General features: G+C 72.1%; 19 protein-coding genes. 11 read left to right on the plus strand and 8 right to left on the minus strand.

The window, feature by feature from the left end; genetic code table 11:
- Positions 1–26 precede the first annotated feature (26 nt).
- From AB0878_RS35205 to AB0878_RS35215, 3 genes are read right to left on the minus strand one after another with little or no spacing between them, the layout of a single operon-like run.
- A complete protein-coding gene (locus AB0878_RS35205; RefSeq protein ID WP_366584695.1) occupies positions 27–686 on the minus strand; it encodes a GNAT family protein in 660 nt (219 codons plus the stop codon).
- On the minus strand, positions 686–1969 hold the full coding sequence (glp, locus tag AB0878_RS35210; protein WP_366584697.1) for a gephyrin-like molybdotransferase Glp: 1284 nt from the start codon (positions 1967–1969) through the stop codon (positions 686–688). The genes AB0878_RS35205 and glp overlap by 1 nt, the downstream gene beginning before the upstream one ends.
- Positions 1966–2871 carry a UTP--glucose-1-phosphate uridylyltransferase gene (locus AB0878_RS35215; protein ID WP_364049271.1) on the minus strand — a complete coding sequence of 302 codons (906 nt, stop codon included), beginning with the start codon at positions 2869–2871 and terminating at the stop codon, positions 1966–1968. Before AB0878_RS35215 ends, glp begins: the two co-directional genes overlap by 4 nt.
- Positions 2872–2895: 24 nt before the next feature.
- On the opposite strand from AB0878_RS35215, the gene AB0878_RS35220 reads away from it, so the two are divergent.
- The 4 genes from AB0878_RS35220 (at position 2896) to mscL (ending at position 5131) form a co-directional block, all read left to right on the plus strand.
- Positions 2896–3489 carry a 5-formyltetrahydrofolate cyclo-ligase gene (locus AB0878_RS35220; RefSeq protein WP_366584699.1) on the plus strand — a complete coding sequence of 198 codons (594 nt, stop codon included), beginning with the start codon at positions 2896–2898 and terminating at the stop codon, positions 3487–3489.
- Positions 3490–3579: 90 nt separating this feature from the next.
- Positions 3580–3888, plus strand: coding sequence for an FmdB family zinc ribbon protein (locus AB0878_RS35225; RefSeq protein WP_366584701.1), 309 nt, complete (start codon positions 3580–3582; stop codon positions 3886–3888).
- Between the two features lie 129 nt (positions 3889–4017).
- Positions 4018–4665: an SAF domain-containing protein gene (locus AB0878_RS35230; protein WP_366584703.1), complete on the plus strand. Its 648-nt coding sequence runs from the start codon at positions 4018–4020 to the stop codon at positions 4663–4665.
- Positions 4666–4723: 58 nt separating this feature from the next.
- Complete coding sequence (gene mscL, locus AB0878_RS35235) at positions 4724–5131, plus strand: large-conductance mechanosensitive channel protein MscL (protein ID WP_366584705.1); 408 nt, start codon at positions 4724–4726, stop codon at positions 5129–5131.
- A gap of 3 nt (positions 5132–5134) precedes the next feature.
- On the opposite strand, the gene AB0878_RS35240 is transcribed toward mscL, so the two are convergent.
- The gene (locus tag AB0878_RS35240; RefSeq protein WP_366584707.1) at positions 5135–5302 is read right to left on the minus strand and encodes a hypothetical protein; all 168 of its coding nucleotides are present in this window, start codon (positions 5300–5302) and stop codon (positions 5135–5137) included.
- A gap of 91 nt (positions 5303–5393) precedes the next feature.
- Positions 5394–5894: a MogA/MoaB family molybdenum cofactor biosynthesis protein gene (locus tag AB0878_RS35245; protein WP_328604492.1), complete on the minus strand. Its 501-nt coding sequence runs from the start codon at positions 5892–5894 to the stop codon at positions 5394–5396.
- Between the two features lie 122 nt (positions 5895–6016).
- On the opposite strand from AB0878_RS35245, the gene AB0878_RS35250 reads away from it, so the two are divergent.
- Complete coding sequence (locus AB0878_RS35250; RefSeq protein ID WP_366584710.1) at positions 6017–7078, plus strand: SDR family NAD(P)-dependent oxidoreductase; 1062 nt, start codon at positions 6017–6019, stop codon at positions 7076–7078.
- A gap of 48 nt (positions 7079–7126) precedes the next feature.
- Entirely contained in the window at positions 7127–7981 is an 855-nt protein-coding gene (locus AB0878_RS35255; RefSeq protein ID WP_366584712.1) for an MBL fold metallo-hydrolase, read from the plus strand.
- A gap of 41 nt (positions 7982–8022) precedes the next feature.
- Here AB0878_RS35255 and AB0878_RS35260 read toward each other — a convergent pair whose 3' ends face one another.
- Genes AB0878_RS35260 through AB0878_RS35270 form a run of 3 tightly spaced genes read right to left on the minus strand, consistent with a single transcriptional unit; the run spans position 8023 to position 11200 of the window.
- Complete coding sequence (locus tag AB0878_RS35260) at positions 8023–9084, minus strand: HAMP domain-containing sensor histidine kinase (RefSeq protein ID WP_366584714.1); 1062 nt, start codon at positions 9082–9084, stop codon at positions 8023–8025.
- Positions 9081–9782, minus strand: a complete 702-nt coding sequence (locus tag AB0878_RS35265) for a response regulator transcription factor (protein ID WP_366584716.1) — start codon at positions 9780–9782, stop codon at positions 9081–9083. Before AB0878_RS35265 ends, AB0878_RS35260 begins: the two co-directional genes overlap by 4 nt.
- Positions 9783–9790: 8 nt before the next feature.
- Positions 9791–11200: a hypothetical protein gene (locus AB0878_RS35270; RefSeq protein WP_366584718.1), complete on the minus strand. Its 1410-nt coding sequence runs from the start codon at positions 11198–11200 to the stop codon at positions 9791–9793.
- 144 nt (positions 11201–11344) lie between these two features.
- Between AB0878_RS35270 and AB0878_RS35275 the strand changes: the two genes are divergently transcribed.
- The 5 genes from AB0878_RS35275 to AB0878_RS35295 are packed head-to-tail and all read left to right on the plus strand — an operon-like array spanning position 11345 to position 15153.
- A complete protein-coding gene (locus AB0878_RS35275) occupies positions 11345–12004 on the plus strand; it encodes a glycosyltransferase family 2 protein (protein ID WP_364182131.1) in 660 nt (219 codons plus the stop codon).
- The gene (locus AB0878_RS35280; RefSeq protein ID WP_366584720.1) at positions 12001–12684 is read left to right on the plus strand and encodes a DUF2064 domain-containing protein; all 684 of its coding nucleotides are present in this window, start codon (positions 12001–12003) and stop codon (positions 12682–12684) included. The genes AB0878_RS35275 and AB0878_RS35280 overlap by 4 nt, the downstream gene beginning before the upstream one ends.
- A complete protein-coding gene (locus AB0878_RS35285) occupies positions 12681–13310 on the plus strand; it encodes a class I SAM-dependent methyltransferase (protein WP_366584722.1) in 630 nt (209 codons plus the stop codon). The genes AB0878_RS35280 and AB0878_RS35285 overlap by 4 nt, the downstream gene beginning before the upstream one ends.
- The gene (locus AB0878_RS35290; protein ID WP_366584724.1) at positions 13307–14701 is read left to right on the plus strand and encodes a molybdopterin-dependent oxidoreductase; all 1395 of its coding nucleotides are present in this window, start codon (positions 13307–13309) and stop codon (positions 14699–14701) included. Before AB0878_RS35285 ends, AB0878_RS35290 begins: the two co-directional genes overlap by 4 nt.
- On the plus strand, positions 14698–15153 hold the full coding sequence (locus AB0878_RS35295; protein WP_366584726.1) for a hypothetical protein: 456 nt from the start codon (positions 14698–14700) through the stop codon (positions 15151–15153). The genes AB0878_RS35290 and AB0878_RS35295 overlap by 4 nt, the downstream gene beginning before the upstream one ends.
- The last annotated feature ends 1447 nt before the right edge of the window (positions 15154–16600 follow it).

Raw genomic sequence — 16600 nt, forward strand, 5'->3', positions numbered from 1 at the left:
GATCGGAACCGGACCCGTAGTCACCATCAGAGCAGGTCGGCGCGTCCCATGGCCACGAGCCGGGAGACGAGGCCGTCGCCGATCTCCTCTTTCGTCACGGCGAAGCAGAGGTGGTCGCGCCAGGCGCCGGCGACGTCGAGGTAACGCTCGAACATGCCCTCCTGCCGGTAGCCGGCCTTGGTGAGGACGCGGATGCTCGCGTTGTTCTCCGGCCGCACGGTCGCCTCGAGCCGGTGCAAGCCGGACGCTTCGAAGGCGTGATCCGTCACGAGGGCGACAGCCGCCGTGGCAACCCCGCCGCGCACGATGTCCGACGACACCCAGTACCCGATCCAGGCCGATCGCAGCGAGGCACGGATGACGTTACCCACCGTGATCTGCCCCGCGAACTTTCCGTCGACCGTGATCGTGAACGGCAGGCACTGCCCGCGCCGCGCGAGGCCGCGCAGGGCCGCCCACTGCGAGGGCCACGACCAGAACGCGTTGCGGTCGGGCCACGGCCCGATCCCCGTCGGCTCCCACTGTTCGAGGTGGTCGCGGTCGCGCAGGCGGATGCGGCTCCACTCGCCGGCGTCGCGCAGCCGTACCGGTCGCACACTGACGACCCCGGCCGGCACGCGCAGCCCACCGAGCTTCGCGGGCCAGCCCGGGTGGCGGCTTTCGACCGGGTACGAGTACGAGCCCACTACGCCCGCTGCGCGAGGAACGTGACCTTCACCTGCTCGCCCGCGGCCACCTCGGTGAGGTCCTCGTCCACGGTGATCAGGCAGTTCGCCTCCGCCAGCGACGCCAGCAGGTGCGCACCCGACGTGCCGAGCGGCTGCACGAGGTACTCGCCGTTGGCCTCGTCGCGCAGCAGCTGGCCGCGCAGGTAGCCGCGCCGGCCCTTCGTCGACGTGATGGGCGACAGCAGCCGCGCGCCGACGATGCGCCGGTGGGGGTTACGCGTGCCGCGCGCGGCCCGGATCAGCGGCCGGACCAGGACCTCGAACACCACCAGGGCGCTCATCGGGTTGCCGGGGATGAGGAACGTCGGCACGGAGTCCGGGCCGAGCCGCCCGAAGCCCTGCACCGAGCCCGGGTGCATCGCCACGCGCGTCATGTCGATGTGGCCGAGGTCGGACAACGCGGCGTGCACCTCGTCGCCGGAAGCGCCACCCGCACCGCCCGCGACCACCACGATCTCCGACATCAGCAGCCGGCCCTCGACGATCTCGCGCAGCCGCTTCGGGTCGCTCGGCACGATGCCGACGCGGCTCACCTCGGCGCCGGCGTCGCGCGCGGCCGCGGCCAGCGCGTAGGAGTTGACGTCGTAGACCTGCCCCACGGACGGCGTGCGGTCGACGTCCACGAGCTCGTCGCCCACGGACACGATCGACACGCGCGGACGCGGGTAGACCAGCACCTTCGCACGCCCGACGGCGGCGAGCAGGCCCACCTGCGCGGACCCGATGGTGTCGCCCTTTCGTACGGCGACGTCGCCGATCTGCACGTCTTCGCCCGCGCGGCGCACGTACGCGGCCGACGGCACGGACTTGTGCACGGTGAGCTTGGCCTGGTGCCCGTCGGTGTACGCGGTGGGCACGACGGCATCGGCGAGCGTCGGCAGCGGCGCGCCGGTGTCCACGCGCACCGCCTGCCCGGGCTGCAGCCGCCGCGGCTGGCGGGAGCCGGCCTGGATCTCGCCGACCACCGGCAGCTGCACCGGCTCGTCGCCGGCGGCGCGGACGTCGACGCTGCGCACCGCGTAACCGTCCACGGCGGCCTGGTCGAAGCCGGGCAGGGCGTGCTCGGCGACCACCTCCTCCGCGCACAGCAGGCCCTGCGCCTCGGAGATCGCCACGCGGACCGGCCGCGGCCGGACGGCGGCGTCCAGCGTCAGCGCGATCTGCGCGTCGACAGAGCGCAGCTCCGCCTCCGCGGGTTCCGGGGCCTCTTCGGCCGGGGCAGCGTCGAGGGAGTCCGTCATGGGCGTTCGGTCCCGATCCGTTCGGTCAGCCACGTCCGTAACGATGGCCCGTATTCGGGCGTTTCAAGCGCGAAATCGACGGCGGCGCGCAGGAAACCACCCGGATTACCCAGGTCGTGTCGTCCGCCGCGGTGCACGACCACGTGAACGGGGTGGCCTTCCTTGATCAGCAGCGCCACGGCGTCGGTCAGCTGGAGCTCGCCGCCGGAGCCCGGCTCGATCCGGCGCAGTGCGTCGAAGATCGCGCGGTCGAGCAGGTACCGCCCGGCCGCCGCGTAGGTCGACGGCGCGTCTTCCGGCCGCGGCTTCTCGACCATGCCGTGAACCTGCTTCACGTCCGGGTCGTCGGTGTCGGAGACGTCGAACACGCCGTAGGGCGAGATCTGCTCCTTGGGGATGTCGAACGCGCAGAGCACGCTGCCCCCGTGCTGCGCGCGGACGGCCGACATGCGGTTGAGCACGCCGGTGGGCAGTACGAGGTCGTCGGGCAGCAGCACGGCGACGGCCTCGTCCTCGTCGGTCAGGTTCGGCTCGGCCTGGGCGACGGCGTGGCCCAGGCCCAGCGCCTGCTCCTGGATGGCGACCTCGACGTCGAGCAGCCCCGGCCCGCGCCGCACCTTCTCGAGCAGCTCGGTCTTGCCCTTGGCCTCGAGCGTCTTCTCCAGCTCGGGCTGCGCCTCGAAGTACTTGACGACGGCGTCCTTGCCGGGCGAGGTCACGATCACCAGGCGTTTCGCCCCCGCGGCCGCGGCTTCGCTCGCGACGAGCTCGATGCCCGGCGTGTCGACCACGGGCAGCAGCTCTTTCGGTACCGCTTTCGTCGTCGGCAGGAATCGGGTCCCGAGTCCGGCCGCAGGCACGATGGCTGTTCTGAACGTCTGGGAGGTTGAGGCGCCCGTCATGGGCGCAAAGCCTAACGTGGTCGCATGCTGGCACCGGGCAATGAGCACCTGAGCAAGGCGGAGTGGCGTGCACGAGTTCTTCAGGCGCGCGCCTCAGTGAGCCCTGCGGAGCACGCGGCGGAGGCCGAGGCGCTGGCTTCGGCGGCCGCTTCGGTGGCCGCGGGGACGGTGTGCGCGTACGTGCCGTTCGACACCGAGCCGGGGTCCGTTTCGCTGCTCAACGCCCTGGTCAAGGCCGGTTCGCGCGTGTTGCTGCCGGTGATCCCGGATGTCGTCGGGCCGCTCGACTGGGCTGTCTACTCGGACGAGTCGACGCTGGTGCCCGGCCGGCTGCGCGGCATCCTCGAGCCGTCGGGGCCGAGGTTGGGGGTCGGCGCCGTGTCGGAGGCCGACGTGGTGCTGGTGCCCGCGCTCGCCGTCGACCGCCGCGGGGTGCGGCTCGGACGTGGCGCTGGTCACTATGACCGTTCGCTCACTTCGGGCGGCGCGGACCGGTTCGCCGTGGTCCGGGCCGAGGAGCTGGTGGATTCGCTCCCAGGTGAGGCGCACGACGTCCCGATGACCGGGGCATTGACCCCCGCCGGTCTGGTCCGGTTGCCCGCTCTCACAGTGATGTGACGCAGGGGGAATTGCGCACGGGGAATGCCGTCCAGCACAATTGGGTTGGCACTCTTGTCTCACGAGTGCCAGTTGCATGAAGGAGCTCCAGTGCCCACGTACCAGTACGCCTGCAAGGAATGCGACCACCGCTTCGAGGCGGTGCAGTCCTTTTCCGACGCCAGCCTGACCGTCTGCCCCCAGTGCTCCGGTCCGCTGCGCAAGGTCTTCAGCTCGGTCGGCGTGGTCTTCAAGGGCAGCGGGTTCTACCGCACCGACTCGCGCGACTCGTCGAAGTCTTCGACCACGGCCGCCGCGCCGGCGAAGTCCGAGACCAAGACGGAGACGAAGAGCGAGTCGAAGACGGACTCTTCATCGTCCTCCTCCACCACGACGAAAACCGCTTCCACCGCCTCCTGACCCCTGAGTTGTCCACAAGGGGGTAGTTGTCCACAGGTCGCGGAAGTTCCTCTTTCCGCTGGTCACCACCGTCCCTAACGTCGGTTTCGTGCGGCACCGCGCCGCACGGGATCCGACGAGGGGACGACCGTGGACACCCTGCTCATCCGCCTGACCGATCTGCACTTGCTGCGCGGCAGGCGCGCCCGGCTGCTTCGCCGGTTCCTGGCCGCGGCCCTGCTGCTGGCCGGCGTGCTCGTCCTTCTGCACCCAGCTTCGGCGCGTGGTGCACCTTCCACAGCCACCGTGGTGGCCGCGCGGGATCTGCCCGCGGGCTCCGTGCTGCGCGCCGCCGATCTCCGGCTGGCCGACCTTCCCGACGACGTCCGGCCCGCCGGCGCGCTCGGCGACGTCGGCGCGGCCGTCGGCCGGCTGCTGTCCGGCGCTGCCCGTGCGGGTGAGCCGCTGACGGACGTCCGCCTGTTGGGGACGGCCCTCCCCGCGAAGGGGGATTCCGGCACGGTCACGGTCGCCGTCCGGCTGGCTGACGCGGGCGTCGCGGAGCTGTTGCGGCCGGGTCAGCACGTCGGCGTCGTGGCGGCTCCCGATGCGACGCACACCGCCGCTGAGCTGGTGAAGGACGCCACGGTGGTCACTGTGCACCGTCCCGACAGTGGGGGTCAGGGGGTGATCGCACCCGACAAAGGCCCACTGGTGCTCCTCGCGCTGCCCGTGAGCGTGGCCAACGAGGTCGCTGCGACGTCGCTGGAACGACCCGTTACGGTTACTCTCCGCTAACCCGTCCCTGTTCCGATGGGCGACGGACCCCCCGTCTGAACCTCTCGAGGAGTGGCACATGCTGAAGGGCTTCAAAGACTTCCTGATGCGCGGCAACGTCGTGGACCTCGCGGTCGCGGTCGTGATCGGCGCCGCGTTCACGGCGATCGTCACGGCGTTCACCAACGGTTTGATCAAGCCACTGATCAACGCCATCGGCGGCAGCGACGCCGCGCAGGGTCTGGGGTTCTACATCTTCAGCGGCAACAAGGGCACGTTCCTGGACTTCGGATCCGTGATCAACGCGGCGATCAACTTCGTGATCGTGGCCGCGATCGTGTACTTCCTGTTCGTGCTGCCGGTGAAGCACCTGCAGGAGCGTCGCAAGCGCGGTCAGGAGCCGGGTCCGTCGGAGCCCACCGATGTCGAGCTGCTCACCGAGATCCGTGACCTGCTGCGCGAGCAGGCCACCAGGTCGGACGTCTGAGGGTCAGCGGTCGTGGTGCGGTGGCCGGTTCTCCAGGTACCAGGAGTCCGGGGTGTCCCCGCTCAGGCCTCGCTCGTCCGAGGTGGTCTCAGGCAGCACGTCACCGAAGATCTCGTCGACCCGGCGGCGCTCGGCCGCGGTGTCGGAGGGGCGGGATTCTTCACGTGGCATGACCCCATCGTCCCACCCGCTGTTTGACAACTGCAGAGAGATGCGAATCGCCTGGCCCTCGTCGTGGCGGGCCAGGCGGGGCGGCCGGGGTTCAGACCTCTTCGAGGCCGGAGAGCTCGTCGATCACGTGCGGCACGAGCGAGGACAGGGTCGCCATGCCGTCGCGCACCGCGGCGCGCGAGCCGGCGAGGTTGACCACCAGCGTGCTGCCCGACACCCCTGCGAGGCCCCGGGAGATGCCGGCGTCGACCGCACCCGCGGCGAGGCCCGACGCGCGCAGCGCCTCGCCGATGCCCGGGATCGGCCGGTCGAGCACGCCGGCGGTGGCGTCGGGCGTGCGGTCCCGCGGCGAGACACCGGTACCGCCGACGGTGATCACGAGGTCGGCACCGCCGATCACGGCGGTGTTGAGCGCGTTGCGGATGCCGGCGGTCTCGGCCTCGACCACCACGACGCCGTCGACGATGAAGCCGGCCTCTTCGAGCAGCTCGGTGACGAGCGGTCCGGTGTTGTCCTCGTGCTCCCCGTGGGCGACCCGGTCGTCCACGATCACCACGAGGGCCCGGCCCAGCCGCTGTGCGCTCCGTTCCATGCCGACACCGTATCCGGTGACGGCACCCGGCCGCCGCCGTGGGCGGGTGATTCCTGACGATTCGGTGACGTGGTCCGGCCGGGGCGGGCGTGGTCCGGTCCGTGCGCCCTAGCGTCGGCAGGGTGCGAGTACTGATCACCGGTGGAGCCGGGTTCATCGGGTCCCACATCGCCGACCGGCTGGCCGACGCGGGCGACGAGGTCGTCGTGCTGGACACCCTCCTGCCCACCGCCCACGGCACGCCCACGCCGCCGGAGTACACGGGCCGCCACCGGTTCGTGCGCGGCGACGTCACCGACCCGGACGAGGTCGCCGAGCTGCTCCGGGGCATCGACGCGGTGTGTCACCAGGCGGCCGTCGTCGGGCACGGCGTGGACCCGTCGGACGCGCCTTCGTATGCGCTGAACAACGACTACGGCACGGCGGTGCTGCTGGCCGGGATGCACGCGGCCGACGTCCGCAAGCTCGTGCTGGCGTCGTCGATGGTGGTCTACGGCGAAGGCCGCTACTCGTGCCCTCGCCACGGGATCGTGCCGCCGTCGCCGCGACGGCAGTCCGATGTGGACGCCGGCCGGTTCGAGCCCACATGCGGCGACTGCGGTGCGGAACTGCACTGGCAACTTGTGCCCGAAGGTGCACCTCTTCTGCCCAGGAGTACGTACGCCGCAACGAAACTGGCGCAGGAGCACCTCGCCGGCGCGTGGGCACGGCAGACGGGCGGCACGGTGTGGGCGTTGCGCTACCACAACGTGTACGGCCCGCGGATGCCGCAGAACACGCCGTACGCCGGGGTGGCGTCGCTGTTCCGTTCGTCGCTCGAGCGCGGTGAGGCGCCGACCGTGCTGGAGGACGGGCGGCAGCAACGGGATTTCGTCCACGTCCACGATGTCGCCCGCATCAACGCCCTGGCGCTGCACGCCGACGGGCCGAGCGGGGACATCACGCCGCTCAACGTCTGCTCGGGTGACCCGCACACGGTAGGCGACCTCGCCCGCGAGCTGGCGCGCGCGTACGGCGGGCCGGAGCCGCGGATCGTCGGCGGCGCGCGGCCCGCGGACGTCCGGCACGTGGTCGCCGATCCGGCGCTGGCCAGGAAATTGCTGGGATTCACGGCGGAAACCACGTTCGAGGACGGCATCACCTCGTTCGCCACCGCGGAGTTGCGCGCGCCCGTCGGCGCCTGAGATCCCGCTTGAGACGAAGGTCACTTCCCGGAATTATTTCCTGCCACCGTGATCTTGGTCGTGTGCATGCGGTCCATCGAGGTGGGGAACATCGAGATCCATGCGCTGGCCGACGGCCGGATCCGGCTGCTGGCGCCGTTCTTCCCGGGACTCGACGCGGGGAGACATCCCGGCGCGTTCGCGGAAGACGGCACCGTCCACGTGCCCACGGGTGCGTTCCTCGTCCGCGGCAACGGCCGGACGATCCTCGTCGACGCGGGGCTCGGCCCGCGCGAGATCGAGTTCCCGGAGGGCCTGCGGCCCGACGACGGTGACATGGGCGCGGGCGGCGGCCTGCCCGTCGCGCTCGCCGAGGCCGGATGCTCGCCGGCCGACATCGACACGGTTCTGTTGACGCACCTGCATTCCGACCACGTCGGCTGGCTGGCGCCGCAGGGGAAGCCGTACTTCCCGAACGCCACGGTGCTCTACGGCGCGCAGGACTGGGCCGCGCTCGTGGAGCCGGTCGGGCGCCACGACTGGACGCGGATCGGGCTGGAAACCGTGCGTGGCCACGGACACCTGCGTGCGCTGAACGGCGACGTGGAGATCGCGCCGGGCATCACCGCGCGGCACGCGCCCGGGCACACGCCGGGTCACTACGTCGTGGACATCACCGCGGACGACCGCCGGGTCGTACTGCTCGGCGACGTGCTCCACACGCCGGCGCAGCTGGTCGACTCGAACATCCGGTTCATCAGCGACAGCGATCCGTCGCTCGCGCTGCTGACGCGTCAGCAGTGGCTGCGGCAGGTCGCGGGCACCGACACGATCGTCGCGCCCGCGCACTTCCCGGGGATGCAGTTCTTCCGCGTGACCGCGGACCGGGTGGCGGAGCCGGTGGAGGCCGTCACCGTCGGCTGAACTCGTCCGTCCACTATGGCCGGACGGTGGTGGCCGGACGGTCAGACGGAAGCGGCGATCTTGGCCAGCGGCAGCCGGACCTCGAACCGGCAGCCGGGGCCGTGGTTGTGCACCCCGATGTGACCGCGGTGGGCCTCGACGAGGCCCTTGGCGATCGCCAGGCCGAGGCCACCGCCGGAGGTCGTGCCGCTGCGGTCGGGGGTGCGGGCCTGGGTGCCGCGGAACGCGACGTCGAAGACGCGGCCGATCTCGTCGTCCGGGATGCCGCCGCAGGAGTCGTCGACGGCGAGGATGGCCTGGTCGCCGTCGATGTCGAGCTGCACGGCGACCGTGCCGTCGGGCGGGGTGTGGCGGATGGCGTTGGAGACGAGGTTGCGCACGATCCGCGCGAGCTCCGGGTCGCTGCCGGACACGACCGGCCACGCCTCGGCGTTCTCCAGCACGCGCACGCGTTTGCGCTCGGCCACGGGTGACTGCGCGGCGACCGCGTCGCTCACGACGTCGCGGAGCGGCACGGCGGACATGGTGAGTTCGAGTGCGCCCGCGGTGATCCGGGAAAGCTCGAACAGGTCGCCCACCATGCCGGAGAGCCGCGTGGTCTCACCGCTGATGCGCTGGGCGTAGTCGGCGACCTCGTCGCGCTCGGAGACCACGCCGTCGGCCAGCGCCTCCGCCATGGCCTGGATGCCGGCGAGCGGGCTTCGCAGGTCGTGGCTGATCCACGCGACGAGCTCGCGCCGGGACGCTTCGGCGGCGCGTTCGCGGTCGCGCGCTTCGCGTTCCCACACGCTGCGGCGCGCGATCGCGCGGCCGAGCACGATCGCGGCGGGCACCGTCACCAGGGCGACGAGCAGGCACACCAGCAGCTCCGTCATCAGGGCCTCGGTGAACATGAAGCCGCTGATGCCGATGACGCCGACGAGCAGGGCGATCACCGGGATGAGCACGAGCACCGTCATCGTGGTGGCGAGCGAGCGGTTGCGCAGCGTGTAGAGAACCAGCCCGCCCACCGCGGCCACCGGAAGCGCGAACAGCAGCGCGAACGGCAGGATGTGCAGAACGTGGATGAGCATGTCCAGGGCGGATTCACCGGTGTTGATCATGACTGCTCCCGGTCGTAGCGGTAGCCGACGCCCCAGACGGTGGCGACCCGCGTCGGCTTGGCCGGGTCGCGTTCGATCTTTTCGCGCAGCCGTCGCACGTGGACGGTCACCGTGGACTGGTCGCCGAAGTCCCAGCCCCACACCTTCTCGAGCAGGTCGGCGCGGGAGAAGGCCACGCCCGGGTGGCCGAGGAAAAACGCGAGCAGGTCGAACTCGCGCGTGGTCAGCGGCAGCTCGGCCCCGCCGAGGGTGGCCTGGCGGGCGGTCATCTGCAGGCGCAGGTCGCCGTCGACGAGCTCGGGTGCGGGAGGCGCGGCGCGCGGCATCCGGGCGCGGCGCAGCACCGAGGCCACGCGCAGCGCCAGCTCCTTGGGGCTGAAGGGTTTGGTGACGTAGTCGTCGGCGCCCAGCTGGAGGCCGGCGATGCGGTTCTCCTCCTCGCCGAGGGCGGTGAGCATCACGATGGGTACGTGGCTCACCTGACGCAGGCGGCGGCAGACCTCGAGGCCGTTGATGCCCGGCATCATCACGTCGAGCACCACGAGGTCGGGGTTGCGCTCGGCGAACAGGGCGAGGCCCGCGGCGCCGTCACCCGCGACGTCGACCGTGAAGCCGGCGACCTCGAGGTAGCGCCGGACGACATCGCGCACCGTCTCGTCGTCGTCGACCACGAGCACGCGCCCGGCCTGGTCCTCCATGCCTCACCTCACCAGCTCGTCAGAAGAAGATGGTTGACCGCCAGCGCGGTCACCGCCTGCCCGGCCAGCCACCAGCGGCGGCCGGGTGCGGGCAGCAGGGCCGTCATCGGCAGCAGCCACGCGCCGAACGGTAGCCAGATGCGTTCCACCTCCGCCTTCGACAGGCCGGACACGTCGGCGAACACGATCGTGACCACGGCGGCGATGCCGAGTAGCAGCACCGGGTCGCGCAGCAGGCCGCGACGCGACTCGGGCAGGAACGCCCCGGTGACCCCGCGGCGAGCGGCGGCGACCACCGCCGGGCCGGCAGCGACGGCGACGGCGGCCAGGTCGGCCCACACCCAGTACGAGTATGGCCGAAGCGTGGCGATGCCCTGGTAATAGCGCTCGACGACGAGGTGGTAGCCGTCGAGCCACCAGAACCCGGCCAGCGCGAAGGCGGCCACCACGGCCAGTGCGCCGACCACGGCGAGGGCGGTGGCGCGCCACTGGCGGCCGAGCACGGCGACGGCGAGCGCGACGAGGCCCAGCAGCACGAGGCCGTAGGAGAGGAAGGCGCCGTAGCCGAGGAGCACACCCGACGCCAGCGCGGTGGGCACGGCGTAGCGGCGGCCGCGGGTGAAGCCGACGGAGGCCAGGGCGAGCAGGGCGATGCCAGTCGCCGTGACGCCGGCGAAGAGGCCGTCGGCGGAGACGCCCAGCCACACCGCGCCCGGGGAGAGCACGGCGAACGGGAGCACGGCGCGCGCCGCGCTCTGGCGGCCGAGCAGGGCGACCGTGGCCGGCACGGCGACGGCGACGAGGGCGGCGACCAGGATCACGGCGGTGGAGGCCCAGGCGCCGCCGCGCAGGCCGAGGTGGTCGAGCCAGACGAATACCAGCGTCGCGCCCGGCGGGTGGCCGGAGACGTGCGTGGTCCACGAGTTCGGCTGGAAGTCGAGGATGCGGGAGCTGAACTCGCGCAGGAACCGCGGGATGTCCGTGATGCCGGGCACCTCGTGGAGGTACTCCTGCGGGGTGGTCAGGCGGCCGGTGAAGCCGCGCGACCAGCCGTCGATCATGGCGAGGGAGAAGATCCAGGCGAGTGAAGTCGCGTACCCGGCGGCGAGGGCCCGTCGCCAGGACAGCCGGGTCGCGACCGCGGGGCCCCACAGGACCACGGCGGCCGCGACCAGCACGGCGAACACCGAGCCCGGGCCCACGTGGGGCAGCCAGTGGGCGAAGATCGGCGCGGTGGGCGCGTAGATCACCACGCCGGAGTTCGGCCGGTTGTAGTAGAGCCCGACGGCGGCTGCGGTGGCGACCAGCACGAGGGCGGCGCCGACCGCGATCGCGTCGCCGCGCGTACCGGCGCGGCGGGGCTCGGGTGGTGGCGCGGGCGGCTCGGCGAGCCGGGCAGCCGAAGTCGACTCGCTCATCGACCGCACGATAACCCCCGTCGCGGTCTCGCACGGGGCTGGAAGACGCAGCCGTGAGAACTCGGTAAGAAGTGGGCTCGCGTCATGATTCGGTAAGCACCACAAGGGTTCTCGACCGTCCTTTACGGACCTAGCGTACGCCTGGTGAGCGATCTTCAGGTAGACGTCGTGCTCCCGTGTCTCGACGAGGCGGGCGCGCTGCCCGGTGTGCTGGCCGCGCTGCCGGCGGGGTTCCGCGCGATCGTGGTGGACAACGGTTCGTCGGACGGCTCGCCCGACGTGGCGGCCGCGCTCGGCGCGAAGGTGGTGGACGAGCCCCGCCGCGGGTACGGCGCGGCCGTGCACACGGGGCTCGAGGCCGCGACGGCGGACATCGTGTGCTTCGCCGACGCCGACGGTTCCCTCGACCTCGGTGACCTGCCGCGCCTGGTGGCCGCGGTGGAAGGCGGCGCGGACCTCGCCGTGGGGCGCCGGGTGCCGACGCACGCGGGTGTGTGGCCGTGGCACGCGCGGGCGGGCAATGCGGTGCTTTCGCTGTTGCTGCGCAGCCGCGGGCTGCCGGTGCGGGACATCGCGCCGCTGCGCGCGGTGCGGCGGGACGCGTTGCTGGGGCTGGGCGTGACCGATCGCGCCTTTGGTTATCCGCTGGAGCTGCTGATCCGCGCGCAACGTGCGGGCTGGCGGGTGCGGGAGTTCGACGTGACCTACGGGGAGCGCGCGAAGGGCACGAAGTCGAAGGTGTCCGGGTCGGTGCGGGGCACGCTGCGCGCGGTGCGCGACTTCGGGCGGGTGCTGGCCCGATGACCTCCCGGTTCTGCGTGCTCGTGGTCGCCAAGGCGCCCGTGCCCGGCTTCGCGAAGACCCGCCTGTGCCCGCCCGCAACGGCGCGGCAGGCCGCGGAGATCGCCGCGGCGGCGTTGCTGGACACGCTCGACGCCGTGTGCGCGACGCCCGGCGCGCTGCTGGTGGTCGCGATGACCGGCGACCTCGGCTCCGCCGCGCGCGGGAGCGAGATCGGCCGGTCGCTGCGGCGGGCGACGGTGATCGCCCAGCGCGGCTGGGACTTCGGGGCGCGGCTGGCCAACGCGCACGCCGACACGGCGTCGGTGCACGCCGGGTTGCCGGTGCTGCAGATCGGCATGGACACGCCGCAGGTGTCGCCGGAGCTGCTGGGCTCGTCGATCGAGCCCGTGCTGCGCCGCATGCACGACGCGGTGCTGGGGCCGGCCGAAGACGGCGGCTGGTGGGGGCTCGGACTCAGGGACCCGCGCCATGCGCAGGTGCTGGCGGGCGTGCCGATGTCGCAAGCGGACACGGGCGTTCGCACGGTTCGGGCGCTGGCATCGGTCGGCCTGTCGGCGGGGCCGCTGCCAGAACTGTCCGATGTGGACACGATGGGTGACGCCGTGCGCGTGGCCGCGGAGGCGCCCCGCGGGCGGTTCGCGGCGGCCGTGCGCGCGGTCGAGAGACGGGAAGTGGCGTGAGGAAACTGAGTACCGGCACGGAGTTCGACCGCGGGCTGCTGGGGCAGCACTGCTGGCTGGAGCTCGCCAACGGCGACCGGGTCGACCTGCCCGTCGACCGCTGGACCGAGGGCTGCGACCTGGGCGACACCGTGCTGCTCGACGCGTGCGACGGCCCGACACTCGACATCGGCTGCGGCCCGGGCCGGCTCACGGCGGCGTTGGCGAAACGCGGTGTGGTGGCGATGGGAGTGGACAGCTCGCCCACCGCCGTGCGGCTGACGCAGGAGCGGGGCGCGGTGGCGTTGCGGCGCGACGTCTTCCAGCCGCTGCCCGGCGAGGGGCGCTGGCACCACGCGTTGCTGGCCGACGGGAACATCGGGATCGGGGGTGACCCGGTTGTGCTGCTGGACCGGATGCGCGAGCTGATCGCGCCGGACGGGGACGTGCTGGTGGAGCTGGAGCCGCCGGGGCGGGGCGTACGGCGGGAGGCCGTGCGGCTGCTGCCGGGTTCGTCGGGGCCGTGGTTCGGCTGGGCGTGGGTCGGGGCCGACGCGATCGCGGAAGTGGCCATGCGCGCGGGGTTCCACGTGGACTGGACCACGAGCCGGGGCCACCGCTGGTTCGCCAGGCTGGAGCGGGCATGACCGACGAGAAGCCCACCGACGACACTTCGCCGGACGGCATCTGGACAGAAGGCTCCGTGGACACCGAAGAGCCCGAGGCGCCGCGGGAGCACCGGCTCGCCGCGGCATGGAAGCGCTTCGACGAGCGCGTGTCCGAGGCACAGGTGCGGTTCGGTGAGCGGGCCGCGCAAGCGCGGGCGGGAGCGGCGCGCGCGAAAGTGCGGGCGGAGCAAGCGAAAGCGCGCGTGGACGAGCGGATCGAGAAGCTGCCGATCCCGCGTGAGGAGCAGTTCAAGGGCGGCGCGCACGGCGAACGCGTGACGGCGCGGATCGGCGCGCTGCTGGGGCTGGCGTTCCTCATCTGCTTCGTCACGGGCCTGCTCAGCCACCTGATCCAGCACCCGCCGGGGTGGTTCTTCTGGCCGAGCCGTCCGGTGTGGCTGTACCGGCTGACGCAGGGCGCGCACGTGATCTCGGGTATCGCGGCGATCCCGTTGCTGCTGGCGAAGCTGTGGAGCGTCTTCCCGAAGCTGTTTGAGCGGCCGTTGGTGAAGTCGTTGCCGCACGCCCTGGAGCGGGTGTCGATCCTGGTGCTGTCGGGGTCGGCGTTCTTCGAGCTGAGCTCAGGGTTGCTGAACGTCGCGCAGAACTACCCGTGGAACTTCTACTTCCCGGAAGTGCACTACGCGGTGGCGTGGGTGGCGATCGGGTCGGTGGTGGTGCACGTGGCGGTGAAGCTGCCGATCGTGCGGCGGGCGTTGACCCGCGAGACGCTGCCGGCAGCGCAGGCCGAACAACCGCCGGCCAAGAAGCCGGTCTACGGGTTCACCCGCCGTGGTTTCCTGCGGACCACGTGGATCGCGACGGGGGTGGCGGTGCTGTCCACAGCGGGCGCGACGGTGCCGTGGCTGAAGGACATCTCCGGGCTGTCGTGGAAGACCGACAAGGGCCTGCAGAAGCTGCCGGTGAACCGCACGGCCGTCGCGGCGCGCGTGACGCGGACGGCGGTCGACCCGAACTGGCGGCTGTCGGTGGTGACGCGGGGCGGGACGAAGCAGTTCACGCTGGCCGACCTGCGGGCGCTGCCGCAGGTGAGCGCGGATCTGCCGATCGCGTGCGTCGAGGGCTGGAGCCAGATGGCGAGCTGGCGCGGGATCTCGTTCCCGACGCTGCTGCGCGCGGTCGGGGCCGAGCCGGGCGCGGAGGTGCGGGTGTCGTCGCTCGACAAGACCGGTCTGTACGGCGCCAGCACGCTCCCGGGCGAGCACACGGCCGACGACCTGACCCTGCTGGCGCTGGAGCTCAACGGTGAGGTGCTCGACGTCGACCACGGCTACCCGTGCCGGGTGATCGCGCCGAGCCGTCCGGGCGTGCTCCAGACGAAGTGGGTCGAAAAGCTGGAGGTGCTGTGAAGGTCATCCGGATCCTGCTCGCACTGGCAGGCCTGGCGGCGCTGGGCTTCGGCGCGTCACTGTTCGTCGACTACGCGGCACCCGCGTGGCCGGAGAGCTTCAAGACCGTGCTGTGGATCGGCGGCGGCCCGATCGTCAACGACGCCGTGTTCGCGCCGGTGGCCGGCGTGCTCGGCCTGCTGCTCTCGCGGGTGCTGCCGGCGGCGTGGCGGGCGCCCGTGCAGGTGGGCGCGGTGCTGACGGCTGTGCTCGGGTTCATCGCGTTCCCGTTGCTGTGGCGCACCTACGGCGTCATCCCCAAGCCGGGCCTGCACGACGGCAACACGTGGGCGGGCCTGCTGCTGACGCTGGCCGTGGTGTGGGCCGTCGTGATCCTCACCGGCGCGGCCCGCACGGTGCTCGCGCACCGCAAGCCGCGCCGCCCCGCGACGAAGAGCGCTGCCGCCCAGTAGGCCGGGAAGACGCCGGAGACCTCTCCGTACCGCCTCCGACTCGGTACGGAGAGGTCTCCGTGGGGCGTGAGGTGCCCACGAGGTGCGCGGGCCAAACGTCGATAACCCACGAATTTTCCTTACCGGGCAAAGAGCCTGGTCACAGTGTTGGAATTCGCTGAGGAATCTTCCGGACAACGCGTTCGGCCGCGCGTGGAGCGCCCGCAGCCGAGCGCGGCCGTACCGCTCGCGGTGACCGGATAACCACGCCGGCTTGGCCGGCCAAGGGTTCTTCGAGCCGCCGAACGCAGCGGGCCGCGAAGCCCCGGGCCCGCGCGCCGGTCCGGCAGCGGCCGGCAACCTCAGCGAGGCCGCTGGCCCGAGGCCTCTGAAAGCCCCGCCAACGCGCCCCCGCTTGGAGCGCTGCAAGCCGGGTGCAGCCCTGCCGCTCGCGGCGACCGGATGACCGTATCGAGCTTGCCGGCCAAGGGTTCTTCAAGCCGCCAAGCACATCAGGCCGCGAAGCCCCACGACCTCGCGCGGGTCCGGCAGCGACCGGCAACCTCAGCGAGGCCGCCGGCCCGAGGCTTTGAAACCCCGGCAACGCGGCCAGCCACGCTTGGAGCGCCGCGAGCCGGGTGCAGCCCTGCCGCTCGCGGCGACCGACGAAGAGGCCGGCCAAGCTTGCCGGCCGAAGGTTTCTTGAGCCGCAGGCGCATCGCCCACAACGACCTAGGATCGCGCGCCGGTCCGGCAGCGACCGGCAACCGCAGCGACGCCGACGGCCCGAGGCCTCTGAAAGCCCCGCCAACGCAGACAGCCACGCCTGGAGCGCAGCGAGCCGAGTGCAGCCATGCCGCTCACCGTGACCGACGAAGGTGCCAGCCAAGCTTGCCGGCCAAGGGTTCTTCAAGCCGAGCGCATCGGGCTGCGGAGCTGCCGGACCGCGCGCCGGTCCGGCAGCGACCGGCTACCGCCGCGAGGCCGTCCGCCCAGGGCTTTGAAAGCCCCGGCCACGCTTGGAACGCTGGGAGTCGGGTACAGCCATGCCGCTCGAGGTGACCGACGAGGGTGCCGGCCGAGCTTGCCGGCCAAGGGTTCTTCAAGCCGAGCGCATCGGGCTGCAGAGCTCCGGACCGCGCGCCGGTCCGGCAGCGACCGGCTACCGTCCCGAGGCCGTCGGCCCAAGGCTTTTGAAAGCCCCGGCCACGCTTGGAACGCTGGGAGTCGGGTGCTGCCGTGCCGCTCGAGGTGACCGACGAGGGTGCCGGCCGAGCTTGCCGGCCAAGAATTCTTCGAGCCGCCGGCGCATCGGCCCGCGACGACCCAGCACCAGTTCGCGGAACTCCGCCGCGCGCTTGGCCCGGCAGCGACCGCCGCAAGGCCGTGCGTCCGTGGGCTGTCGAAGGCCCCGGCAACGGAGACGGCCACGCGCGACCGGCATCGAGTGCCCGGTCGCGCGTGGCCT

Source organism: Amycolatopsis sp. NPDC047767, assembly GCF_040704195.1.
In the GTDB taxonomy this organism is placed as follows: Bacteria; Actinomycetota; Actinomycetes; order Mycobacteriales; family Pseudonocardiaceae; genus Amycolatopsis.